Origin of the sequence: Pseudomonas sp. FSL R10-2189 (genome assembly GCF_009600325.1) — a bacterium.
Lineage (GTDB): Bacteria > Pseudomonadota > Gammaproteobacteria > Pseudomonadales > Pseudomonadaceae > Aquipseudomonas > Aquipseudomonas helleri.
Genome location: NZ_WIVZ01000051.1, coordinates 1 through 21,601, shown reverse-complemented (window position 1 = coordinate 21,601; position 21,601 = coordinate 1). Strand labels below are relative to the sequence as shown.

21 protein-coding genes are annotated in these 21,601 nt (G+C 57.8%); 14 read left to right on the top strand and 7 right to left on the bottom strand.

Going from position 1 to position 21,601, the window contains the following annotated elements; genetic code table 11:
• Nucleotides 1-13: 13 nt before the first annotated feature.
• Nucleotides 14-1,102, bottom strand: coding sequence for a tRNA (uridine(54)-C5)-methyltransferase TrmA (gene trmA, locus GHO32_RS24195; protein ID WP_153336068.1), 1,089 nt, complete (start codon nucleotides 1,100-1,102; stop codon nucleotides 14-16).
• Nucleotides 1,099-2,394, bottom strand: coding sequence for an NCS2 family permease (locus tag GHO32_RS24190; RefSeq protein WP_048389482.1), 1,296 nt, complete (start codon nucleotides 2,392-2,394; stop codon nucleotides 1,099-1,101). Before GHO32_RS24190 ends, trmA begins: the two co-directional genes overlap by 4 nt.
• Nucleotides 2,395-2,605: 211 nt before the next feature.
• On the opposite strand from GHO32_RS24190, the gene GHO32_RS24185 reads away from it, so the two are divergent.
• A complete protein-coding gene (locus GHO32_RS24185) occupies nucleotides 2,606-3,043 on the top strand; it encodes a DUF4879 domain-containing protein (protein ID WP_256665444.1) in 438 nt (145 codons plus the stop codon).
• A 23-nt stretch (nucleotides 3,044-3,066) separates the two neighbouring features.
• Here the strand turns inward: GHO32_RS24185 and GHO32_RS24180 are convergent, their stop codons facing one another.
• The gene (locus tag GHO32_RS24180) at nucleotides 3,067-4,284 is read right to left on the bottom strand and encodes an MFS transporter (protein WP_153336066.1); all 1,218 of its coding nucleotides are present in this window, start codon (nucleotides 4,282-4,284) and stop codon (nucleotides 3,067-3,069) included.
• A gap of 403 nt (nucleotides 4,285-4,687) precedes the next feature.
• Between GHO32_RS24180 and GHO32_RS24175 the strand changes: the two genes are divergently transcribed.
• The 3 genes from GHO32_RS24175 to GHO32_RS24165 are packed head-to-tail and all read left to right on the top strand — an operon-like array spanning nucleotide 4,688 to nucleotide 7,363.
• A complete protein-coding gene (locus tag GHO32_RS24175) occupies nucleotides 4,688-6,127 on the top strand; it encodes a cytochrome ubiquinol oxidase subunit I (protein ID WP_048389484.1) in 1,440 nt (479 codons plus the stop codon).
• A gap of 3 nt (nucleotides 6,128-6,130) precedes the next feature.
• Nucleotides 6,131-7,138, top strand: coding sequence for a cytochrome d ubiquinol oxidase subunit II (gene cydB / locus GHO32_RS24170; protein ID WP_048389485.1), 1,008 nt, complete (start codon nucleotides 6,131-6,133; stop codon nucleotides 7,136-7,138).
• A gap of 57 nt (nucleotides 7,139-7,195) precedes the next feature.
• A complete protein-coding gene (locus GHO32_RS24165; protein WP_048367442.1) occupies nucleotides 7,196-7,363 on the top strand; it encodes a DUF2474 domain-containing protein in 168 nt (55 codons plus the stop codon).
• A gap of 88 nt (nucleotides 7,364-7,451) precedes the next feature.
• Here the strand turns inward: GHO32_RS24165 and GHO32_RS24160 are convergent, their stop codons facing one another.
• Both GHO32_RS24160 and GHO32_RS24155 read right to left on the bottom strand, forming a co-directional pair.
• Entirely contained in the window at nucleotides 7,452-8,576 is a 1,125-nt protein-coding gene (locus GHO32_RS24160) for a methyltransferase (protein ID WP_153336065.1), read from the bottom strand.
• A 166-nt stretch (nucleotides 8,577-8,742) separates the two neighbouring features.
• Complete coding sequence (locus GHO32_RS24155) at nucleotides 8,743-9,456, bottom strand: LuxR C-terminal-related transcriptional regulator (RefSeq protein ID WP_153336064.1); 714 nt, start codon at nucleotides 9,454-9,456, stop codon at nucleotides 8,743-8,745.
• A 373-nt stretch (nucleotides 9,457-9,829) separates the two neighbouring features.
• Here GHO32_RS24155 and GHO32_RS24150 point away from each other — a divergent pair, with 373 nt between their 5' ends.
• A complete protein-coding gene (locus tag GHO32_RS24150) occupies nucleotides 9,830-10,606 on the top strand; it encodes a ferredoxin--NADP reductase (RefSeq protein ID WP_153336063.1) in 777 nt (258 codons plus the stop codon).
• Between the two features lie 65 nt (nucleotides 10,607-10,671).
• Here the strand turns inward: GHO32_RS24150 and mscL are convergent, their stop codons facing one another.
• The gene (mscL, locus tag GHO32_RS24145; RefSeq protein WP_048367438.1) at nucleotides 10,672-11,085 is read right to left on the bottom strand and encodes a large-conductance mechanosensitive channel protein MscL; all 414 of its coding nucleotides are present in this window, start codon (nucleotides 11,083-11,085) and stop codon (nucleotides 10,672-10,674) included.
• Between the two features lie 270 nt (nucleotides 11,086-11,355).
• Between mscL and katB the strand changes: the two genes are divergently transcribed.
• The 9 genes from katB (at nucleotide 11,356) to GHO32_RS24100 (ending at nucleotide 21,004) form a co-directional block, all read left to right on the top strand.
• Complete coding sequence (gene katB / locus GHO32_RS24140) at nucleotides 11,356-12,897, top strand: catalase KatB (RefSeq protein WP_048367436.1); 1,542 nt, start codon at nucleotides 11,356-11,358, stop codon at nucleotides 12,895-12,897.
• A 112-nt stretch (nucleotides 12,898-13,009) separates the two neighbouring features.
• Nucleotides 13,010-13,540 (top strand): ankyrin repeat domain-containing protein, encoded by a 531-nt coding sequence (locus GHO32_RS24135; RefSeq protein ID WP_153336062.1) that lies wholly within the window; start codon nucleotides 13,010-13,012, stop codon nucleotides 13,538-13,540.
• Between the two features lie 45 nt (nucleotides 13,541-13,585).
• The gene (gene radA / locus GHO32_RS24130; RefSeq protein ID WP_048367434.1) at nucleotides 13,586-14,953 is read left to right on the top strand and encodes a DNA repair protein RadA; all 1,368 of its coding nucleotides are present in this window, start codon (nucleotides 13,586-13,588) and stop codon (nucleotides 14,951-14,953) included.
• 130 nt (nucleotides 14,954-15,083) lie between these two features.
• Entirely contained in the window at nucleotides 15,084-16,280 is a 1,197-nt protein-coding gene (locus GHO32_RS24125) for a Fic family protein (RefSeq protein ID WP_256665443.1), read from the top strand.
• Between the two features lie 122 nt (nucleotides 16,281-16,402).
• Nucleotides 16,403-18,472 (top strand): carbon starvation CstA family protein, encoded by a 2,070-nt coding sequence (locus GHO32_RS24120; protein WP_048367433.1) that lies wholly within the window; start codon nucleotides 16,403-16,405, stop codon nucleotides 18,470-18,472.
• Between the two features lie 12 nt (nucleotides 18,473-18,484).
• The gene (locus GHO32_RS24115) at nucleotides 18,485-18,682 is read left to right on the top strand and encodes a YbdD/YjiX family protein (RefSeq protein ID WP_048367431.1); all 198 of its coding nucleotides are present in this window, start codon (nucleotides 18,485-18,487) and stop codon (nucleotides 18,680-18,682) included.
• A 142-nt stretch (nucleotides 18,683-18,824) separates the two neighbouring features.
• Nucleotides 18,825-19,793 carry a GTPase gene (yjiA, locus tag GHO32_RS24110; protein ID WP_153336061.1) on the top strand — a complete coding sequence of 323 codons (969 nt, stop codon included), beginning with the start codon at nucleotides 18,825-18,827 and terminating at the stop codon, nucleotides 19,791-19,793.
• Nucleotides 19,794-20,115: 322 nt separating this feature from the next.
• Nucleotides 20,116-20,385: a hypothetical protein gene (locus tag GHO32_RS24105; RefSeq protein ID WP_048389494.1), complete on the top strand. Its 270-nt coding sequence runs from the start codon at nucleotides 20,116-20,118 to the stop codon at nucleotides 20,383-20,385.
• 349 nt (nucleotides 20,386-20,734) lie between these two features.
• Nucleotides 20,735-21,004, top strand: a complete 270-nt coding sequence (locus tag GHO32_RS24100; protein WP_048389494.1) for a hypothetical protein — start codon at nucleotides 20,735-20,737, stop codon at nucleotides 21,002-21,004.
• Nucleotides 21,005-21,013: 9 nt separating this feature from the next.
• On the opposite strand, the gene GHO32_RS24095 is transcribed toward GHO32_RS24100, so the two are convergent.
• The gene (locus GHO32_RS24095) at nucleotides 21,014-21,304 is read right to left on the bottom strand and encodes an addiction module antidote protein (protein WP_153336060.1); all 291 of its coding nucleotides are present in this window, start codon (nucleotides 21,302-21,304) and stop codon (nucleotides 21,014-21,016) included.
• Nucleotides 21,305-21,601 lie beyond the last annotated feature (297 nt).

The following is a 21,601-nucleotide window of genomic DNA, read 5'->3' as shown; positions in this document are numbered from 1 at the left end:
TCGCGATCAGGCTTTAGCGACGAACCAGCAACACGCCCGATTCCATGTGGTGAGTCCACGGGAACTGGTCAAACACGGCGCAACGCTCGATGCGGTGCGTGTCGTGCAGTTGGGCGATGTTTTCGGCCAGGGTCAGCGGGTTGCACGAGATGTACAGGATGTTGTCGAAGCGGCGGGTCAGTTCGCAGGTGTCCGGGTCCATGCCCGCGCGCGGCGGGTCGACGAAGACGCTGCCGAATTCGTAGCTTTTCAGGTCAATGCCCTGCAAGCGGCGGAACGGGCGGACTTCATTCAGGGCTTCGGTCAATTCTTCTGCCGACAAACGCACCAGCTTGACGTTATCCACAGCGTTGTCGCTGAGGTTGTTCAAGGCGGCGTTGACCGAGGTCTTGCTGATTTCAGTGGCCAGCACGTTGCGCACGCGGGTCGCCAAAGGCAGGGTGAAGTTGCCGTTGCCGCAGTACAGCTCGAGCAAGTCGTCGGAACGCTCGCCCAATGCTTCGTATGCCCAATTGAGCATCTTCTGGTTAACCGTGCCGTTTGGCTGGGTGAACGCGCCTTCGGGTTGTTGATAAGTGAAGGTGCGGCCCGCAATGTCGAGCTTCTCGACCACGTAATCACGGCCAATCACGACGCGCTTGCCCTTGGAGCGGCCAATCACGCTGATGTCGAGGTCTTTGGCCAACTGCTCGGCGGCGTTTTGCCAGTGTTCGTCCAGCGGGCGGTGATAGCACAAGGTAACCATGGCATCACCGGCCAAAGTGGTCTGGAACTCCACCTGGAACAGTTTGTGGCTCAGCGCTGAGCTGGCTTGCCACGCGGCCTTGAGCTGCGGCATCAACTGGTTGATGCGCAGGCTGGCAATCGGGAAGTCTTCGATCAGGATCGGCGTGCGCTTGTCATCCTGGGCGAACATCGCGTAATGGCGCTCGCCACCTTCGCGCCACAGGCGGAACTCGGCGCGCAGGCGAAAGTGCTTCAGCGGCGAGTCAAATACCTGCGGCTCAGGCGCGTCGAACGGCGCCAGCAAATCGCGCAGTCGTTGGGCCTTGGCCTCAAGTTCCAGAGTGTAGGTAGCAGAATCAAACGGCAAAGCACTCATGCGTTAAACCAACCCAGCTTGACCACAAACAGAATCGACAGAATGATCAGCGGCGCATTCAGCTCGCGAACGCGGCCCGACAGCAACTTGATCACGGTCCAGGAAATAAAGCCGAAGGCGATGCCGCTGGCGATGGAGTAGGTAAACGGCATGGCCAGCGCGGTGATCACCACAGGCGCTGCGACGGTTACGTCTTCCCAGTCGATTTCGGCCAGGCCGCTCATCATCAGCACGGCCACGAACATCAGCGCAGGTGCGGTGGCGAACGCCGGAACGCTGGCCGCCAGTGGCGAGAAGAACAGCGCCAGCAAGAACATGATGCCGACCACGATGGCGGTCAGGCCGGTACGGCCACCGGCGCTCACGCCCGCTGCCGACTCGATGTAGCTGGTGGTGGTCGAGGTGCCCAGCAACGAACCGGCCATGGCCGCGGTGCTGTCAGCGATCAGGGCGCGGCCCATTTTTGGCATGTGGCCGTCTTTGCCCATCAGGCCAGCGCGCTTGGCCACACCGATCAGGGTGCCGGAGTTGTCGAACAGGTCAACGAACAGGAAGGCGAAAATCACGCTGACCAAACCGATGTCCAGTGCGCCTTTGATGTCCAGTTGCAGGAAGGTCGGGGCCAGCGAAGGCGGCATCGACATCACGCCACCGAAGTCGGTCACGCCGAGGGCGATGGACGCAACGGTCACCGCCAGAATGCCGATCAGCACCGCACCGCGCACGCGCAGGGCTTCCAGGGCTACGATCAGGGCAAAGCCCAGGGAGGCCAGGATCACTTTTGGCTGAGACAGGTCGCCCATGCCCACCAGGGTAGCCTTGTTGGCCACCACGATACCGGCGTTACCCAGGGCGATCAGCGCCAGGAACAGGCCGATACCGGCAGCAATGGCCGAGCGCAGCGGCAGCGGGATGCTGTTGATGATCCATTCGCGGATGCGGAAGATCGACAGCAGGAAGAACAGCACCGCTGAAATAAACACCGCACCCAGCGCCACTTGCCAGGTGTGGCCCATGTGCAGGACCACGGTGTAGGTGAAGAAGGCGTTCAGGCCCATGCCCGGTGCCAGCGCGATCGGATAGTTGGCGATGATGCCCATGATTGCCGAGCCGATGGCGGCTGCCAGGCAGGTCGCGACAAACACCGCGCCTTTGTCCATCCCGGTTTCGCCGAGGATGCTCGGGTTCACGAAGAGGATGTAGGCCATCGCCAGGAAGGTGGTGATACCCGCAAGAATCTCGGTTCGCACAGTGGTGTTGTGTGCTTTGAGTTGAAACAGCCTTTCCAGCATGCCAGTCCCCGTGGCGCCACCGGCGCCGTGATTAAATCGTTTTCAACAGCAAAGCACAGACGCCTGAGGCCTGAGGTTTTTCTGTCTGTCGGAAAAAGCCGCGCATCATACCAGCAGCACGGACGTCTGGCTGCTTTGCTGACTCAACGGCGCGATGTTTTGTAACGTCGAGTGCACAGGCATACTGCGTGCCAGTTATCGGGGGGGATCCATGAAGCACACCATCAACGCTTTAATTGCCGGTTGTTGTCTGTTTATAAGCGCCGGGGCGAGCGCCGCGCCGGCGATGCCATTGAGCACCGTCGAAATTCTCAAGGTGGCGTCTAAATCAGGGGCTGTGGAGGATGTGTCGGATGGTCGCGAGCAGACCAAAATGCAGCACCGTGGGCCGCACATCAAAGTGTATGTGCTTGAACGCGGCTACGGCGGCCAGCCCACGGTGACGTTTGACGGCCAGATCATTGATGGCGTGCGCACCCCGGTGTGCAATAAAGGTGAGGGTTTGGTGACCTGCGACGGTGCGGGCACCACCGTGGGTTACGTCTACACCTTCGATTTGGGTAACAACCAGGACGGCTGGTTCCAGTTCTGTAACACGTCGCTGGTCGCGCCGTTCAAGCGCCTGCAAACGCAGCTGTATATTCGCTAACCCACTATTAAGCTGTAGTCGCTTTAGTCTTCCACCAGCCGGTCACGCTTGGCCAGGCCCGGGAACAGTTTTATCCACAGCCCGGCGATAAACAGCGTGCCCACGCCGCCCAGCACCACGGCCGGTACGGTGCCCAGCCAATGGGCGGTGGCGCCGGATTCAAACTCGCCAAGCTGGTTGGACGCGCCAATAAACAGGCCGTTGACCGCGCTGACCCGGCCGCGCATTTCATCCGGAGTTTCCAATTGCACGAACGAGGCGCGGATAACCATGCTGATCATGTCGGCCGCGCCCAGTACCACCAGCACCGCCATCGAGAACCAGAACGAGGTCGACAGCCCGAAAGCGATGGTCGCGACCCCGAATATGCCCACTGCGGTAAACATGGTGCGCCCTACCTTGCGCTCAAACGGGAAGCGCGCCAACCACAATGACATCAATAAGGCGCCCACCGCCGGGGCCGAGCGCAGCATGCCCAGGCCCCACGGGCCGGTCAGCAGAATGTCTTTGGCAAACACCGGCAGCAGCGCAGTCGCACCGCCCAGCAACACGGCGAACAGGTCCAGCGAGATGGCCCCGAGGATGTCCGGGCGGCTGCGGATAAAGCGAATCCCGGCCAGCAGCGAGTGCATCGTCGCCTTGCCTTTGTTCAGCGCCACCTGGCGGGCCGGCAGGTTGATCATTAACAGTGCGGCAATCAGGTACAGCACCACGCTGGGGCCATACACCCACACGCTGCCGAACGCATACAGTAAGCCACCAAACGCCGGGGCCACGATGGTTGCCGACTGCTGTGCGGCCTGTGCGGCGGCCACGGCGCGGGGGAACAATGCCACGGGGACGATGGAGGGCAACAAAGCCTGGGTAGTGGGCAGCTCAAATGAGCGGGCAGCACCGAGTAAAAACGCCAGGATAAAGATCATTTCACGGGTGATGCTGCCGCTCAGGCTGCTGATCGCCAAGGTCAGGGCAATCATCGCTTGCAGCGACTGGCACAGCGCGGCCACCCGGCGGCGGTCATAGCGGTCGGCCACATGCCCGGTGTGCAACATAAACAGCACGCGCGGCGCGAACTCGATCAGCCCCACCCAGCCCAGGTCCATCACGTTACCGGTCAACTGGTAGAGGTTCCAGCCAATGGCAACTGTCAGCATCTGGAAGGCGCTGGCGGTGAAGATACGGGCAAACCAAAAGGCCACAAAAGGCCGGTGATGACGTAACAGAAGCGGCTGACTGGTCATTGAAGGGTCGTGGCAGAGGGCAGGGGACGTCGAGATTATCATTTTTCTGTAACAAATAATGACTCGCCCTGACGCTTTGCGAAAACCGCCCAACGGTCATGCAAAAAAACGCCTGCGGCTATTACACGCACTTCCTGCAACTGTCTATTTCAGGGCCTGGGACAACCTGTCACGCGACAACCAGCCACATTAGCCACACGCCAAGAATGGACTACTCTTTCAGCAATGTTTGATCCAGGTCAAAGCCCGCAGGGGTTTTACTGGAATGGCCAGACGGCCTGATTCCCTTGCGTGGTGGCCAGCAGTGTGAGCGCAGATTCGCAAAGGCCATTGCTCGTGGGGCTGTTGGACACCGGCGTCCTGTCGGTGCCCTGACAACCTGATACCTGATAGAGGAAGACTTATGTTCGGTTTGGAGGCTCTCGATCTCGCCCGAATTCAGTTCGCGTTCACCGTATCGTTCCACATTCTATTTCCAGCCATCACCATCGGTCTCGCCAGTTATCTCATGGTGCTCGAAGGCATGTGGCTGAAAACCCGTGACGATACCTACCGCGACCTGTACCACTTTTGGTCGAAGATTTTTGCAGTCAACTTTGGCATGGGCGTGGTTTCTGGCCTGGTCATGGCGTACCAGTTCGGGACCAACTGGTCGCGGTTCTCGGACTTCGCAGGGGCTGTCACCGGGCCTTTGCTGACCTATGAAGTGCTCACCGCCTTCTTCCTTGAGGCCGGTTTTCTGGGCGTCATGCTGTTTGGCTGGAACCGCGTGGGTCGCGGCATGCACTTCTTCTCCACCATCATGGTGGCCGTTGGCACGCTGATTTCGACCTTCTGGATCCTGGCTTCCAACAGCTGGATGCAAACCCCGCAGGGTTTCGAAATCATTGATGGCCGGGTGATCCCGGTGGATTGGCTGGCAGTGATCTTCAACCCGTCGTTCCCTTACCGTCTGGCGCACATGGCCACGGCCGCCTTTGTGGCCACCGCCTTCTTTGTCGGCGCTTCGGCTGCCTGGCACCTGTTGCGTGGGCGCAATACGCCGGCCATTCGCCGCATGTTCTCGATGGCGATGTGGATGGCCCTGGTGGTTGCCCCCATTCAGGCGTTTATCGGTGATGCCCACGGGTTAAACACACTGAAATATCAGCCGGTGAAAATCGCTGCGATCGAAGGGCACTGGGAAAACAAGCCCGGTGAACCTACGCCGCTGATCCTGTTCGGCATCCCGAACATGAAAACCGAAACCACCGACTACAAGATCGAAGTGCCGTACCTGGGCAGTTTGATCCTGACCCATAGCCTGGACAAACAAATCCCGGCGATGAAGGACTTCCCGGCGGCTGACCGTCCTAACTCCACCATCGTGTTCTTCACGTTCCGCATCATGGTGGCGCTGGGCATGCTGATGATCGTCATCGGCCTGTGGAGCGTGTGGCTGCGCAAACGCGGCACGCTGTATGAAAACCGCTGGTTCTTGAAGCTGGTGCTGTGGATGGGGCCGTCGGGTTTGATCGCCATCCTGGCGGGCTGGTTCACCACCGAAGTCGGCCGTCAGCCGTGGGTGGTCTACGGGTTGATGCGCACCGCCGATGCGTCGTCCAACCACAGCGTGACGCAAATGAGCATCACCCTGATCATGTTTGTGCTGGTGTACTTCTCGCTGTTCGGCGTCGGTATTGGCTACATGATGCGTCTGGTGCGTAAAGGCCCGATTGCCCACGAGGGTGATGGTCAGCCTTCAGGTGGCCCAGGTCAGCAACGCACGCCTGCCCGTCCTTTGTCGGCTGCCGTTGAAGGCACCGAAGAAGGTTACAGCGACAGCCTGAAGAAGGGGAACTGAGTCATGGGTATTGATCTGCCACTTATCTGGGCAATCATCATCATCTTTGGCGTCATGATGTACGTGGTCATGGATGGCTTCGATCTCGGGATCGGCATCCTCTTCCCCTTTATCAAAGGCGAGAAAGACCGCGATGTGATGATGAACACCGTTGCCCCCGTTTGGGACGGTAACGAAACCTGGCTGGTACTGGGCGGTGCGGCGCTGTTTGGCGCCTTCCCGCTGGCTTATTCGGTGGTGCTGTCGGCGCTGTACCTGCCACTGATCCTGATGCTGGTCGGCTTGATCTTCCGCGGTGTGGCCTTTGAGTTTCGCTTCAAGGCCACGGCCGACAAGCGTCACATCTGGGATAAGGCGTTCATTTGGGGGTCGATCATCGCGACCTTCTTCCAGGGCGTGGCGCTGGGGGCCTTTATTGAAGGGATTCCGGTGGTCAACCGTGAATACGCCGGTGGCGGGCTGGACTGGTTGTCACCGTTCAGCCTGTTCTGCGGCCTCGGCCTGATCGTGGCCTACGCCTTGCTCGGCTGCACCTGGTTGATCATGAAAACCGAAGGCCCGCTGCAAGAGCGCATGCACAACCTGGGGCGGCCATTGGCAATTGCCCTGCTGGTGGTGATGGGCGTTGTCAGCCTGTGGACGCCGCTGGCGCACACAGACATTGCCGCACGCTGGTTCACCTTGCCGAACCTGTTCTGGTTCTTGCCGGTGCCGATTCTGGTGCTGGTGACTATGTACGGGCTGTTTAAGGCGATTGCGCGCAATGCCCACTACACGCCGTTCCTGCTGACCTTGCTGCTGATTTTTCTGGGTTACAGCGGTTTGGGCATCAGCTTGTGGCCGAACATCATCCCGCCGTCGATTTCGATCTGGGAGGCCGCTGCGCCGCCGCAAAGCCAAGGCTTTATGCTGGTGGGCACCTTGTTCATCCTGCCGTTTATCCTGGGTTACACCTACTGGAGCTACTACGTGTTCCGCGGCAAAGTCACCCACGAAGACGGTTACCACTAGTTGCAAGTGCCGCTGCGCCCCACCGGGCGCAGCCTTTTCTCAGAGGAGTGCCTGAACATGGCTGGCAAAGACTATTTAAACGACGTGCAAGCGTGTGAGAAAAAGCCGCTGTGGCAACGCATTGGTTGGTTGGTGTTGATCTGGACCGCCAGCGTGGCGAGCCTGGCTGTATTTGCCATGCTGATCCGCCTGTTCATGACCGCGGCGGGCATGAAAAGCCATTGAACAACTACGGTAGGAGCGAGCTTGTCTCGCGATCTTTTGAGTGGTTAAAAGATCGCGAGGCAAGCTCGCTCCTACAGGGTTTTTACAGTTATTTACGCGCCTTGAGGATGACGAATTTAGGCGTGGCCGCCACTTGCTCAACCCCTCGAAACAACTTGGCCAGCTTACTGTGATAACCCAAGTGGCGATTGCCCACGATATACAGTGCGCCACCCACCACCAGCGCTTCACGGGCTTGCTGGAACATGCGCCAGGCTAAAAAGTCGCCCACCACTTGTTGCTGGTGAAACGGCGGATTGCACAACACCACGTCCAATGAGTTCGGCGCCTGCCCTGCCAGGCCGTCGCCTGCACGTACCGTCACGTCGCGATCACCCAGTGCCGCCTGCCAGTTCTCCTGCGCCGATTGCACTGCCATAAACGATTCATCGACCAGCGTGTAGTGTGCCTGTGGGTTGTTCAGGGCACTGGCGATGGCCAGCACGCCATTACCACAGCCCAAGTCAGCCACACGGGCCGAGCCCAGGTTGGTCGGCAGGTGTGGCAAAAACGCTCGCGTGCCAATATCCAGCCCTTCACGGCAGAACACGTTGGCGTGGTTGAGCAGCTCGATAGCAGGCTTGTCCAGCGAGTAACGTGAAGGGTAGGGCGAGGTAAACGGTCCAAGACCCTGTGCCGTCGCCACCAGCAAGCGAGCTTTTTTGACCGCCAGCGAGGCTTGCACCGGGCCGATATAGCGCTCCAGCAAATCCCCTGCCGCACGCGGTAAGTGTTTGATCATGGCACCTGCAATCACCTGTGTGCCCGGAGCCAATTGCCCTTGCAGGCGAATCAGTTGCTCTTCCAGCAACGCCAGGGTTTTTGGCACCCGCACCAGTACGCAGTCGAATGGGCCTACCAGTGGCTGGCTGGCGGGAATGATCGACACCGCATCAAATGCATGGCCGTTGCGCACCAGATTCTTTTCCAGGCCTTGAATGGCCAGGAACGAGTCACTGCTGCTGGTGACGTGCATCGTACTGACCAGGCTGACGGCCAAGGCCCCAAAGCTGTCGTTGAGCACCAATATCCGGCTATTGGCCGGCAGCGCCAATTCGGCCACGTGGTTGAGCAAATACTCATCCGCAGCGTCGAAGGCCTGGAGTGGCTCATTCTGTTGTTCAGGCTGGCGGATCAAGTGGAGTTGGGCGAAAGGACTTTCGAGCGCAGGCATCTATACAAACTCTGGGGCATCGACAGCGGCTTGAATTGAGCACAAAGGCAGTCAAGCAGCCATGGAGGCCGTGGCATTTTCAGGTGCTGGCGATTTTACGTTTTTTTACCAGAGATTGCCCGACGCTTTTGGTCTGGGTACTGATTATTCAAGGGGGAGGGCCCCCTTAAAGAAGACCGCATTTGGCCGCGATCACCACGGCAGACGTCTTGTTGGTGGCGCCCATTTTTCGCATTGCACTGCTGATGTGAAAGTTTACGGTTCGCGGTGTCAGACTCAGGATCATGGCAATGTCAGACGCCGTTTTGCCTTGGGCGGTCCATTTCAGGATCTCTGACTCGCGCGTAGAAAGGTGATTGCCGGGGTCATTTAGGCGCATGTTCAGAAAGAATTTTTCGTACATCGCGGTGTGCAACTGGTGGCATAGCCATAGCAAGTCGCCCACCTTGTCATCGAACTCCTCGACTGAAACAGGTGAGTTGCGTCGGGTCAGGCTCAATATGCTGAGTGTTCCTTTGGCGTCGTGAGCCGATAGCGACCAGCCGTAGTTGATGCCATAGGATCGTGTAACTTCTTTGAGTTCAGGCGTTTCACTAAACAATTGTTGGTCCCATACCAACGGATCAATACACTTTCTAAAATGGTTTTCTATTGGATTTTTACGGTTGGTACAACAGGCATCGAAAGTTTCAATGAACTCAATTGGGTGATTAGTTAGTATCTTCCTATCTGTTTGAGGGCTTCCATGTTGTGGCGCCATTCGGAACAGAAAGCTATCAAAGCCGCATAGTTCAATCCGATTGCGTGCATAAGTGAGTAAGGTGGATTCACCCTTTTGGGTAAGTTCCTGTTTTGTATAAAAACGATTGGCAGTACCCATAATGCGTGGGGCTCCCAGAAGGTGGATCCAATGTGAAGTTTTATAGTAGTTCATAATTCTCAAGAGTATGTAGGATTTTTCGCGATCTATTTTAAGAGTAATTGCTCTAGTCTTTTAAGTGTCTGAAGGTTTAACGGTTTTCTCACGCGTGTTGTAGGTTTGTTTTTTTGACGCCATTTTTTGGTTGAGGATTAGTGTGAAAGCATTGTTTAAAGCTGACAGCGCTAAACATCACTAACAACTCGTTACACATTTCTGTACGAGTACGAGATCCTCTCTGTTTCTCCTATGAATTCAAAGCCATCACAAACCGTCGGTGTTCCTCCTCGCGTGTTTGCGCGACACTAGAGCCATCAGCCCAATGGAGCGCCCCATGACCGCCAGCGCAGAAAAATTCACCCGCCAGACGCTGCTCGATGTTAAACCCCTGACCCCCAACCTGTTTACCTTGCGCACCACCCGCGACCAAGGGTTTCGCTTTCGCGCAGGGCAGTTTGCAAGGCTGGGCGTGACCAAGGCCGACGGCACTACGGTGTGGCGTGCCTACTCCATGGTGTCTTCCCCGTATGACGAATTTTTGGAGTTCTTTTCAATCGTGGTGCCGGGGGGGGAGTTCACCAGTGAGCTGAGCCGCTTACAGGTGGGTGATACCTTGCTGGTAGACCGCCAGGCCTTTGGTTACCTAACCCTGGACCGTTTTGTCGATGGCCGTGACCTGTGGTTGCTGGCGACGGGAACCGGTATCGCACCGTTCGTCTCGATCCTGCAAGACTTTGAAGTATGGGAAAAATTTGAACGCATCGTATTGGTGTACAGCGCCCGGGAAGCACGTGAACTGGCGTATCAGGATTTAATCACCGAATTGAGCTCGCGCGATTACCTTGCCGAACATGCGCATAAACTGACCTATATACCGGTAGTGACCCGTGAGCAAATACCGGGGGCGTTAAACGGACGTATAACAACGCTAATCGAAAGCGGTGAACTTGAACGTGCAGTGGGTCTTGAACTAACGCCGGAACACTCGCGGGTCATGTTGTGCGGTAATCCGCAAATGATTGATGACATACGCAAGTTATTGAAAGCACGCAATCTGCAACTAAGCCTTTCGCGTCGCCCTGGGCAAGTTGCGGTAGAGAACTATTGGTAGTTTAACTAAATAAACGCTTTAACAAACAACGGCGTTTTTAAACGCCGTTGTTTAAGTCCAAACCTTTAGGGCCGGTTCTTTTGTTCTTTGAGCAGGTCGCGGATCTCACCCAACAGCTCTTCTTCTTTAGAAGGCAGTGGCGGGGTGCTTGGGGCAACTTCTTCTTGACGGCGCAGGCGGTTGATCGCCTTGACGCCCAAGAAGATGGCAAACGCCACAATCACAAAGTCGATGACGGTCTGAATGAACTTGCCATAAGCCAATACCACCGCCGGGGCGTCACCGGCCGCCGCTTTGAGCGTAATAGCCAGGTCCGAGAAGTCCACGCCGCCAATCAACAGCCCCAAAGGCGGCATGACCACATCGCCGACGAAGGATGAAACGATTTTGCCGAACGCAGCGCCGATGATGATGCCCACGGCCATATCGACCACGTTCCCTTTGACCGCGAAGGCCTTGAACTCACTTAAGACGCTCATTGGTTATTCCTTGTTACAGATGAGGTTGGTAGATGCAGTGTAAATCAGCCTTGCGCATCTCGCCTGCCAGGCCACTTGCAATCTCATGGGTTGACCCGCAAGCGACGTATAAGTTTAAACGTTTCAGCGCCTAACGCCTTTAGCGTCTTCAGGCCAGCCTTTTTTCTTAATAGGGCGGTTCAGGCCTTTCAATTTAGAGAACCCCCCCCCGCGCCTCTAACCTTTGCGCAACGTAGCGACCTACGTAGCTAATAACCAGAGGACACGTGCATGACCACCCCTTTCGGCCTTGGGCCCCGTACCCAACGACGCCTGCTTAGTGCGTTGAGCATCAGCCTGCTATCGGTTTCCGTTCACGCCGCTACCTTGACCCGCGATAACGGCGCGGCGGTCGGTGATAACCAAAACTCACAAACGGCCGGCGCCAATGGCCCCGTGTTGCTGCAAGACGTACAACTGCTGCAAAAGCTGCAGCGCTTTGACCGCGAGCGTATCCCTGAGCGCGTGGTGCATGCCCGGGGCACCGGCGCCCACGGCAGCTTCACCGTGACCAACGACCTCAGTGACCTGACCAAAGCCCGGGTGTTTGCAGCCGGCGAAACCACACCTGTGTTTGTGCGCTTCTCGGCGGTGGTCCACGGTAACCACTCCCCGGAAACCCTGCGTGACCCGCGTGGCTTCGCCACCAAGTTCTATACCGCAGACGGCAACTGGGACCTGGTGGGCAACAACTTCCCGACGTTCTTTATTCGTGATGCGATCAAGTTCCCGGACATGGTGCACGCGTTTAAGCCCGACCCGCGCACCAACCTTGACGATGACTCGCGGCGCTTTGATTTCTTCTCCCATGTGCCTGAAGCCACGCGCACCTTGACCGAGCTGTATTCCGACTCCGGCACCCCGGCCAGCTACCGCGAAATGGACGGCAATGGTGTACACGCCTACAAACTGGTGAATGCCAAGGGCGAAGTGCACTACGTGAAGTTCCACTGGAAGAGCCTGCAAGGCATTCACAACCTCGACCCTAAAGAAGTCACCCAGGTGCAGGGCCGTGACTACAGCCACATGACCCACGACCTGGTCACGCACATCAACCAGGGCGACTTCCCCAAGTGGGATTTGTACGTGCAAGTGCTCACGCCTGAAGACTTGAAGTCGTTCGACTTTGACCCGCTGGACGCGACCAAAATCTGGCCGAACGTGCCAGAGCGCAAAGTCGGCCAGATGGTGCTGAACCGCAACCCGGCCAACGTCTTCCAGGAAACCGAGCAAGTGGCCATGGCGCCGGCTAACCTGGTGCCAGGCATCGAGCCGTCTGAAGACCGTTTGCTGCAAGGTCGGGTGTTCTCCTACGCCGACACGCAAATGTACCGTTTGGGCGCCAACGCCCTGCAATTGCCGATCAACGCCCCACGGGTGACGGTCAACAACGGCAATCAGGACGGCGCCATGAACACCGGTCACAGCACCTCGGGCGTGAACTACCAGCCAAGCCGACTGGAGCCGCGTGAAGAGCCGCAAACCGCGCGTTACAGCCAAATGCCGCTGTCGGGCACGACCCAGCAGGCGAAGATCCAGCGTGAGCAGAACTTCAAACAGGCAGGCGATCTTTACCGTTCATACAGCAAGAAAGAGCGCCAGGACCTGATTGAAAACTTCGGCGGCTCGTTGGCCACCACCGATGACGTCAGCAAGCACATCATCCTGTCGTTCCTTTATAAGGCAGACCCGGAGTACGGCACCGGCGTGACCAAAGTGGCCAAAGGCGACCTGGCACGGGTCAAGGCGCTGGCGGCCAAGCTGGTGGATTAACCTTCGCCGGTCGTTGTAGGAGCGAGCTCGCCTCGCGATCTTTTAAAGATCAAAAGATCGCGAGCAAGCTCGCTCCTACCTGGATCTGTGACCTCTGACAGGTAGCGTACACATGCGGATTTTTGCTTTAGCTACGATGCTGCTGTTGAGTGGGTGGGCACTTGCCGACCAGCCCGACACCCAGACCCAACTCAAGGGCTACTACTTCGACGCCGCCCGGCGTGGCGACGTGGTCATGCTCGACACCTTCATCGACTCGCACTTTGACCTCGATGCCCAGGACAGCAAAGGCTACACCGCCTTGATTCTTGCGGCTTATAACGGCCATGCAGAGGCCGTCGAGCACTTGCTCAAGGCGGGCGCCAATGCCTGCGCGCAAGACCTGCGCGGCAATACCGCGCTGATGGGCGCCATTTTCAAAGGCGAATTCAAGATCGCCCGGCGGCTGATGAACACCGACTGCAACCCCGATCAGCGCAACGGCGCGGGACAGACCGCGGCCATGTTTGCCGGGTTGTTCAAGCGGGTCGAACTGCTCAACGATCTATCCCAAAAAGGCGCCGACCTGAATGCCAAGGATGCCCAAGGCAATACCGCCGCTCAGCTGATCAAGGGCGAAATCCGCATGCCTGAGTCGCACTGATCGCCGCCTTGTGGGCTATCATCGCGGTTTTTGTGCGGAGTTCAGATGGCCAAGCCTAAGCGCATTTACGGCTGTACCGAGTGCGGTGCAACTTTCCCCAAGTGGGCCGGGCAGTGCGCAGAGTGCGGCGTCTGGAATACCCTGGTAGAAACCGTTGTTGAAAGCGGCGCTGCTGCGCCTCCCAGTGGCCGCACCGGCTGGACCGGGCAACAGGCGCAAATCAAAACCCTGGCCGAAGTCAGCATCGAAGAAATCCCGCGTTTTTCGACCGCCTCCGGCGAGCTCGACCGGGTGCTCGGCGGCGGTCTGGTCGACGGCTCTGTGGTGCTGATCGGCGGTGATCCCGGTATCGGCAAGTCAACCATCCTTCTGCAAACCTTGTGTCAGATGGCCACGCGCATGCCCGCGCTGTACGTCACCGGCGAAGAATCCCAGCAACAAGTGGCCATGCGCGCCCGGCGTCTGGGCTTGCCGCAGGACCAGCTCAAGGTCATGACCGAAACCTGCATCGAAAACATTATCGCCACGGCCAAGCTCGAAAAGCCCAAGGTCATGGTGATCGACTCGATCCAGACCATCTTCACCGAACAGCTGCAATCGGCACCGGGCGGCGTGTCGCAAGTGCGCGAGAGCGCGGCGTTGCTGGTGCGTTATGCCAAGTCCAGCGGCACGGCGATCTTTCTGGTCGGCCACGTGACCAAAGAGGGCGCTCTCGCTGGCCCCCGCGTGCTGGAGCACATGGTCGACACCGTATTGTATTTCGAAGGTGAATCCGACGGGCGGTTACGTTTGCTGCGCGCGGTGAAAAACCGTTTCGGTGCGGTCAACGAACTGGGCGTTTTCGGCATGACCGACAAAGGCCTGAAAGAAGTCTCCAACCCGTCTGCGATCTTCCTGACGCGAGCTCAAGAAGAAGTCCCGGGCAGCGTGGTAATGGCCACGTGGGAAGGGACACGGCCGATGCTGGTTGAAGTACAAGCGCTGGTGGACGACAGCCACATGTCCAACCCGCGCCGCGTGACCTTGGGCCTCGATCAAAACCGGCTGGCCATGTTGCTGGCGGTGCTGCACCGCCATGGCGGCATCCCGACCCACGACCAGGACGTGTTCCTCAACGTGGTGGGCGGGGTCAAAGTGCTGGAAACCGCGTCAGACCTGGCCTTGATGGCCGCCGTCATGTCCAGTTTGCGCAACCGCCCGCTGCCCCACGACTTGCTGGTGTTTGGCGAAGTCGGCCTGTCAGGTGAAGTACGCCCGGTGCCGAGCGGCCAAGAGCGTTTGAAAGAAGCCGCCAAACACGGCTTTAAACGCGCCATCGTGCCCAAAGGCAACGCCCCCAAAGAATCCCCGCCGGGTCTCACTATCATTGCGGTGACCCGTCTGGAACAAGCGCTGGATGCGTTGTTTGAATAGCGTTTTAAATGTGTAAATAAATCTGCAATAGGCGCGTTGTGGTTTGTCTGTTAACGTCGGTTTTAGCCCGTATTTATAGGCTGTAGTCTATAAATAATATGTGCAAAAAAATCTGCAAAAGAGACCGGCCATGACCGACCTGTACACCTCCATTAGTTGGCTTGAGCCGTTGCTGTTCGAACCTGTCCCTGTGGATATGGTTGAGATGGCAGATCAAATGCTGACCCTCAAGGGCCGGCTCGAAGGGCTTTACCCGGCAGAGACCCGTGAGCGTATTGGCCGGCTCTTGCAACTGACCAACAGCTTTTATTCAAACCTGATTGAAGGGCAGTACACCGAGCCCAAGGTGATCGAGCAAAAAGCGCAGATCAAACGCTCGGCCAAGCAGTTAACTGAAATCGCGACGTCACACGTTCACGTTCAACGCGCATTTGAACGCATCATTGATCGGGATGGAGGGGCTGACTGGGCAGATCTTTTTGCCGTGAATTTTGTCTCTCTCATTCATCGCGGCCTGTTCCGTGATGCCAGTGAGCAAGAACTGCACATTGATGGGTTAAAGGCGCCGATGGTGCCCGGACAACTCAGAGACATGGCCGGGCTCAATGTGTCCGTCGGTCAGCATGAGGCGCCGGCTTATCAGGCGGTGCGCCCGATGCTTGAGCGCATGCAGGTTGTGTATGGGCGGTTGGCCGATCCCCGCTATCGGTTGATCGCCACATTGGCTTATCACCACCGCCTGGCGTGGGTGCATCCCTTCCCCGATGGCAATGGTCGGGTGGTGCGCATGGTCACGCATTTACAGCTCTTGAAGTTGGGGCTTGCCTCACCCTTGTGGTCGCTGTCCCGTGGGCTGGCTCGCGAGCACGAAGCGTATTACCAGCACCTGGCCCAGGCGGACCAGCATCGCCAGGGCGATCTGGACGGGCGAGGGCAATTGTCTTTAAAAGCCTTGCAGGCTTTCGTGCGTTTTATGCTGCGCACCTGCATCGACCAGATGAGTTACATGCTGGAGGCGCTGGACCGTGATGCATTACGCGCGCGACTTGAACGGGCGGTCGCTTTCGATGAGCGATTTATGGCCGCAGAGATCAAGCCGCAAATTGCCCGCGCCTTGCATATCCTGATCACTCAGGGGGCTGTAGCGCGTAATGACTTCAAAGTGTTCATGGGGTTGGGTGAGCGAACCGCGATCAATCAATTAAAGAAGCTCGTGCAGTTGGGTGTGGTAGACAGCCCGTCGCCAAAATCACGGCTGATCTATCCAGGTTTTCCGGTGTGGTTCGCGCAACTGGTTTTCCCTGATCTGCATCGACGCTTTATTTAAGTGAACGCCCAGCATAAATCTGCAAAAGAAGGCTCTAGACCAAGGTAAGGGGGTGGTCTTTAGAGTCAGGAGCGCTACACTCCGAGAGCGGTACTTCTTGTCCAACTGGCCGGAATATAAAAATGAATAATAAAAATAGCCTGCTACGCCACATCCCGTGGCTGGTGCTGGCAATTGTAGGAGCCTGCGCCCTTGGCGTGGTGGCATTACGCCGGGGAGAGGCGATCAACGCGCTGTGGATTGTAGTTGCAGCGGTGGCTATCTACCTGGTCGCGTACCGTTATTACAGTCTGTTCATTGCCACTCGCGTGATGCAGCTGGATCCCAACCGGGCAACGCCTGCGGTGCTCAATAACGATGGTCTGGACTACGTGCCGACCAACAAACACATCCTTTTCGGACACCACTTTGCCGCCATCGCCGGCGCTGGCCCCTTGGTCGGCCCCGTACTGGCTGCGCAAATGGGCTACCTGCCCGGCACACTGTGGCTGATTGCCGGTGTGGTACTGGCGGGCGCGGTTCAAGATTTCATGGTCTTGTTCATGTCCACACGTCGCAACGGTCGCTCTTTGGGCGACATGGTGCGCGAAGAAATGGGCAAGGTGCCTGGCACCATCGCGCTGTTTGGCTGCTTCCTGATCATGATCATCATCCTCGCGGTGCTGGCGTTGATCGTGGTTAAAGCCTTGGCCGAAAGCCCGTGGGGCATGTTCACGGTGATGGCGACCATCCCGATTGCGATGTTTATGGGCGTTTACATGCGCTATATCCGTCCGGGTCGCATCGGTGAAATCTCGATCATCGGCGTGCTGCTGTTGCTCGGTTCGATCTGGCTCGGCGGGCAAATCGCAGCGAGCCCGGAGTGGGCCCACGTGTTCACCTTCACGGGTGTGCAAATCACCTGGATGCTGATCGGCTATGGCTTTGTGGCAGCGGTCTTGCCGGTGTGGCTGGTACTTGCACCGCGTGACTACCTGTCGACCTTCCTCAAAATCGGCACCATCATCGCGCTGGCCATCGGCATTCTGATCACCATGCCCGAGCTGAAAATGCCGGCCGTGACTCAGTTCATCGACGGCAATGGCCCGGTCTGGAAAGGCGGTCTGTTCCCGTTCCTGTTCATCACCATTGCCTGCGGCGCGGTGTCGGGTTTCCACGCACTGATCTCCTCGGGTACTACCCCTAAACTGCTGGATAACGAAGCCAACGCCCGTTACATCGGCTACGGCGGCATGCTGATGGAGTCCTTCGTGGCCATCATGGCAATGGTTGCCGCTTCGGTGATCGAGCCGGGTGTGTACTTCGCCATGAACAGCCCGCCTGCCATTGTGGGGGGTGACGTGGTGACCGTGGCGCAAACCGTGACCAGCTGGGGCTTTGCCATTACCCCGGATGCGTTGACTGCGTTGGCCAAAGACATCGGTGAAACCACCGTACTGGCCCGTGCAGGCGGCGCTCCTACACTGGCCGTGGGTATCGCGCAGATCCTGCACCACGTGTTGCCGGGCGAAAACACCATGGCGTTCTGGTATCACTTCGCCATTCTGTTTGAAGCCTTGTTTATTTTGACCGCTGTCGACGCCGGTACCCGTGCCGGTCGCTTCATGCTGCAAGACCTGTTGGGCAGCTTCGTGCCAGCGCTCAAGCGCACCGAATCCTGGCCGGCCAACCTCATTGCGACCGCAGGCTGCGTGGCGATGTGGGGGTACTTGCTGTACCAAGGCGTGATCGACCCGTTGGGCGGCATCAACACCCTCTGGCCGCTGTTCGGTATCTCTAACCAGATGCTGGCGGGTATCGCGCTGATGCTGGCGACGGTTGTGCTGATCAAAATGAAGCGTCAACGCTACATCTGGGTCACCATGCTGCCAGCGGTCTGGCTGCTGATCTGCACCACCACCGCAGGCTTCATCAAGCTGTTCGACGCTAACCCGGCGGTCGGCTTCCTGTCGCTGGCGAAAAAATACAGCACGGCGCTGGACGCAGGCCAAGTGATTGCCCCGGCGAAAAACATCGACCAGATGCAGCACGTCATCATCAACGCGTACACCAACGCGGGCCTGACCGTACTGTTCCTGTTCGTGGTGTTCAGCATCCTGTTCTACGCGCTCAAAGTCGGCGTCGCCGCTTGGGGCAACAAAGAGCGGACGGACAAAGAAACGCCCTTCAAGGCGATGCCCGATGCACGATAGAGGAATGCAGCCATGTTCAATGACCTGAGTCGCCTCGGTAAATACCTCGGTCAGGCCGCGCGCCTGATGGTCGGCATGCCCGACTACGACAACTACGTCGAGCATATGCAAACCAATCACCCGGACAAGCCGGTGATGAGCTACGAGGCGTTCTTCCGAGAGCGCCAGGAAGCCCGTTACGGCGGCAAGAGCGGGCCCAAGTGCTGTTAACCCGTTAAGGGCTAGCGGTAGCTGACTGTGGGGGCGGGCTTGCTCGCGATAGGAGCGCTGAGGTGTACCAAATACACCGCATCGCCAGAATCGCGAGCAAGCCCGCTCCCACATTTATTGTGTGTTCAAAAGGAGACCCTGCATGTCATCTCCCATCCCCGTCACCATCCTTAGCGGGTTTCTGGGTGCCGGTAAAACCACGTTGTTGCGTTACCTGCTTAAAGCCGAACACGGGCTGAAAATTGCCGTGATCGAAAACGAATTCAGCGATGCCGGTATCGACACCCAATTGCTGGGCGACGAGCCGGTGCAAGTCATGACCCTGGCCAATGGCTGCGTGTGCTGCACCATCCACACCGACCTGACCAAAGCCCTGTACCTGCTGCTCGAGCGGCTGGACAGTGGCGAAATTGCCTTTGACCGTTTAGTGATCGAATGCACCGGCCTGGCCGACCCGGCCCCGGTGGCGCAAACCTTCTTTATTGATGAAGAGCTGCGCGAGCGCTACTTGCTCGACGGCATCATCACCTTGGTCGACGCTGCCCATGCCGACGTGCACCTGAGCCAAACCATCGCCCAGGCCCAGATCGGCTTTGCCGACCGCTTACTGGTGAGCAAACGTGACCTGGTTGACGACGCCACGTTTGATGCGCTGTGCGAACGCCTGACCCGGATCAACCGGCGCGCCCCGATTCGCGTGGTTGAGCACGGCAAAATCGACCTGGCGCAACTGCTCGATGTGCGCGGGTTTAACTTGAATGCCGACCTGGGCGGCGGCTTGAGCTTGCGCCCGGTGCCACCGGCGACCTCGGTTGACCGTATCTCCAGCCTGGTACTGCGTACCGACAAACCGCTGGATATCGACAGCCTCAGCACGTTCATGAACGACCTGCTCGAAAGCCACGGTAAACAACTGTTGCGCTACAAAGGCGTGCTCAACATCGCAGGCGAAGAGCGCCGGTTGGTGTTCCAGGGCGTGCTCAAGCTGTACGGCTTTGACTGGGACACCGAATGGGCCGAAGGCGAGGCCCGAGAAAGCGTGATGGTGTTTATTGCCGATGACCTGCCCGAGGCCAAGATTCGCGAAGGTTTTGCACAACTGACCCTTTAATGCAGACGGTGTGTACGCCCACGAAATTGCGGGATGTTTCGCACAGCTTTGCCAATTGCTGAGGCAGCAGGGCGGCGCCTATAGTCAGCGCTCGCCCAAATGGGTGACCGGGTTTGGCGACCTGGAAGGTGCTAAGAATTGCTATATGTGGCAGAGCGTGTATTTTTGCTCGCTGTGCTTTATGGCAGCTGTACGTGGGAGATCTTCGGATCTGCCGGGTTTTCTTAGCTTTGACCGGTTCGCCAACCCGCGTACAGCGGCCACCTGTTTTCGTTTGGCGACGAAGACAGATGGCTCAACTCTAAAGCAAAGAGATTTACTTATGACTAATTCACCGTACATCCCGCTGACTGCCATCGACTGCACCATCCCTGCCTTGCTGATCGACCGCAACGCCCCGCTCGACGTCTTGCACGCTAACGCCACCGCCCGCGTACTGGCGGTGACCCAACTGATGGAAACCTTCTCTAGCCGCGACGTCCAGGACGCTGACGCCATCGACCTCAAACAGCTTGCCACCACCGCCATGATCTTGCTGCGCGACGGCTGCGACCTGCTCAACGTCTTGGGCTGGCGCTTACAGCCGACCTGACCCAATCCCTGCGGCAGCTCCTACAGAGGGTGTGTACGCCCACGAAATTGCGGGATGTTTCGCACAGCTTTGCCAATTGCTGAGGCAGCAGGGCGGCGCCTATAGTCAGCGCTCGCCCAAATGGGTGACCGGGTTTGGCGACTTGGAACGTTCTCAATGAAATGCGTAATTGCTATATATGGCCGAGCGTGTATTTTTGCTCGCTGTGCTTTATGGCAGCTGTGCGTGGGAGATCTTCGGATCTGCCGGAGTTGAGGTCGACCGGTTCGCCAACCCGCGTACAGCGGCCACCCAGTTTCGTTTGGCGACGAAGTGGGTGGTTTACAGCCGACCTTTATGAGATTCATCCATGACTAATTCACCGTACATCCCGCTGACTGCCATCGACTGCACCATCCCTGCCTTGCTGATCGACCGCAACGCCCCGCTTGACGTCTTGCACGCCAACGCCACCGCCCGCGTACTGGCGGTGACGCAACTGATGGAAACCTTCTCTAGCCGCGACGTTCAGGACGCCGACGCCATCGACCTCAAACAACTCGCCACCACCGCCATGATTTTGCTGCGCGACGGCTGCGACCTGCTCAACGTCTTGGGCTGGCGCTTACAGCCGACCTGACCCGGCCACTTATGGGTGTGCTGACTGCACGTGAAGCTCCACGCCTATTGCACGCATGACTTTCACCACGGTGTCGAAGCGAGGCTTGGCCCCTGGGGCGAAGGCCTTGTACAAGCTGGCACGACCGAGGCCTGAGTCTTTGGCGATTTGCGCCATACCTCGGGCTTTGGCCACGTAACCAACGGCACGAATCAGTTCATCGGTATCGCCGTCGGCAAGTACCTGGGAGAGGTACTCGCTGATGGCTTCATCACTATCGAGCAGCGCCGCCATGTCGAACGCAATAGGGGTGTTAGGCATCTCAGACCTCCTTAGCCATCGACGCAAAGGATTTCGTTTGCTGGATGATGTAATTCATTGTTATGAGTGTATCCGTGCGGAGACAGATGGCAAGTCTACACGGCTTCGCACCCCAGAGAGCTCCGGCTGTCGTTTTACTGTAGGAGCGAGCTCGTCTCGCGATCTTTTGATCTTTAAAAGATCGCGAGGCAAGCTCGCTCTTATCAAACATAAAATAAGCGATTGATTTTAAAGGCTTTGTAGGAGCGAGCTTGCTCGCGATCTTTTGATCTTGATCTAAAAGGCCCCATTAAACCA

Coding starts and splice junctions, on each gene's coding strand:
- trmA (WP_153336068.1), bottom strand. CDS start 1,102: ATGAGTGCTTTGCCGTTTGATTCTGCTACCTACACTCTGGAACTTGAG.
- GHO32_RS24190 (WP_048389482.1), bottom strand. CDS start 2,394: ATGCTGGAAAGGCTGTTTCAACTCAAAGCACACAACACCACTGTGCGA.
- GHO32_RS24185 (WP_256665444.1), top strand. CDS start 2,606: ATGAAGCACACCATCAACGCTTTAATTGCCGGTTGTTGTCTGTTTATA.
- GHO32_RS24180 (WP_153336066.1), bottom strand. CDS start 4,284: ATGACCAGTCAGCCGCTTCTGTTACGTCATCACCGGCCTTTTGTGGCC.
- GHO32_RS24175 (WP_048389484.1), top strand. CDS start 4,688: ATGTTCGGTTTGGAGGCTCTCGATCTCGCCCGAATTCAGTTCGCGTTC.
- cydB (WP_048389485.1), top strand. CDS start 6,131: ATGGGTATTGATCTGCCACTTATCTGGGCAATCATCATCATCTTTGGC.
- GHO32_RS24165 (WP_048367442.1), top strand. CDS start 7,196: ATGGCTGGCAAAGACTATTTAAACGACGTGCAAGCGTGTGAGAAAAAG.
- GHO32_RS24160 (WP_153336065.1), bottom strand. CDS start 8,576: ATGCCTGCGCTCGAAAGTCCTTTCGCCCAACTCCACTTGATCCGCCAG.
- GHO32_RS24155 (WP_153336064.1), bottom strand. CDS start 9,456: ATGGGTACTGCCAATCGTTTTTATACAAAACAGGAACTTACCCAAAAG.
- GHO32_RS24150 (WP_153336063.1), top strand. CDS start 9,830: ATGACCGCCAGCGCAGAAAAATTCACCCGCCAGACGCTGCTCGATGTT.
- mscL (WP_048367438.1), bottom strand. CDS start 11,085: ATGAGCGTCTTAAGTGAGTTCAAGGCCTTCGCGGTCAAAGGGAACGTG.
- katB (WP_048367436.1), top strand. CDS start 11,356: ATGACCACCCCTTTCGGCCTTGGGCCCCGTACCCAACGACGCCTGCTT.
- GHO32_RS24135 (WP_153336062.1), top strand. CDS start 13,010: ATGCGGATTTTTGCTTTAGCTACGATGCTGCTGTTGAGTGGGTGGGCA.
- radA (WP_048367434.1), top strand. CDS start 13,586: ATGGCCAAGCCTAAGCGCATTTACGGCTGTACCGAGTGCGGTGCAACT.
- GHO32_RS24125 (WP_256665443.1), top strand. CDS start 15,084: ATGACCGACCTGTACACCTCCATTAGTTGGCTTGAGCCGTTGCTGTTC.
- GHO32_RS24120 (WP_048367433.1), top strand. CDS start 16,403: ATGAATAATAAAAATAGCCTGCTACGCCACATCCCGTGGCTGGTGCTG.
- GHO32_RS24115 (WP_048367431.1), top strand. CDS start 18,485: ATGTTCAATGACCTGAGTCGCCTCGGTAAATACCTCGGTCAGGCCGCG.
- yjiA (WP_153336061.1), top strand. CDS start 18,825: ATGTCATCTCCCATCCCCGTCACCATCCTTAGCGGGTTTCTGGGTGCC.
- GHO32_RS24105 (WP_048389494.1), top strand. CDS start 20,116: ATGACTAATTCACCGTACATCCCGCTGACTGCCATCGACTGCACCATC.
- GHO32_RS24100 (WP_048389494.1), top strand. CDS start 20,735: ATGACTAATTCACCGTACATCCCGCTGACTGCCATCGACTGCACCATC.
- GHO32_RS24095 (WP_153336060.1), bottom strand. CDS start 21,304: ATGCCTAACACCCCTATTGCGTTCGACATGGCGGCGCTGCTCGATAGT.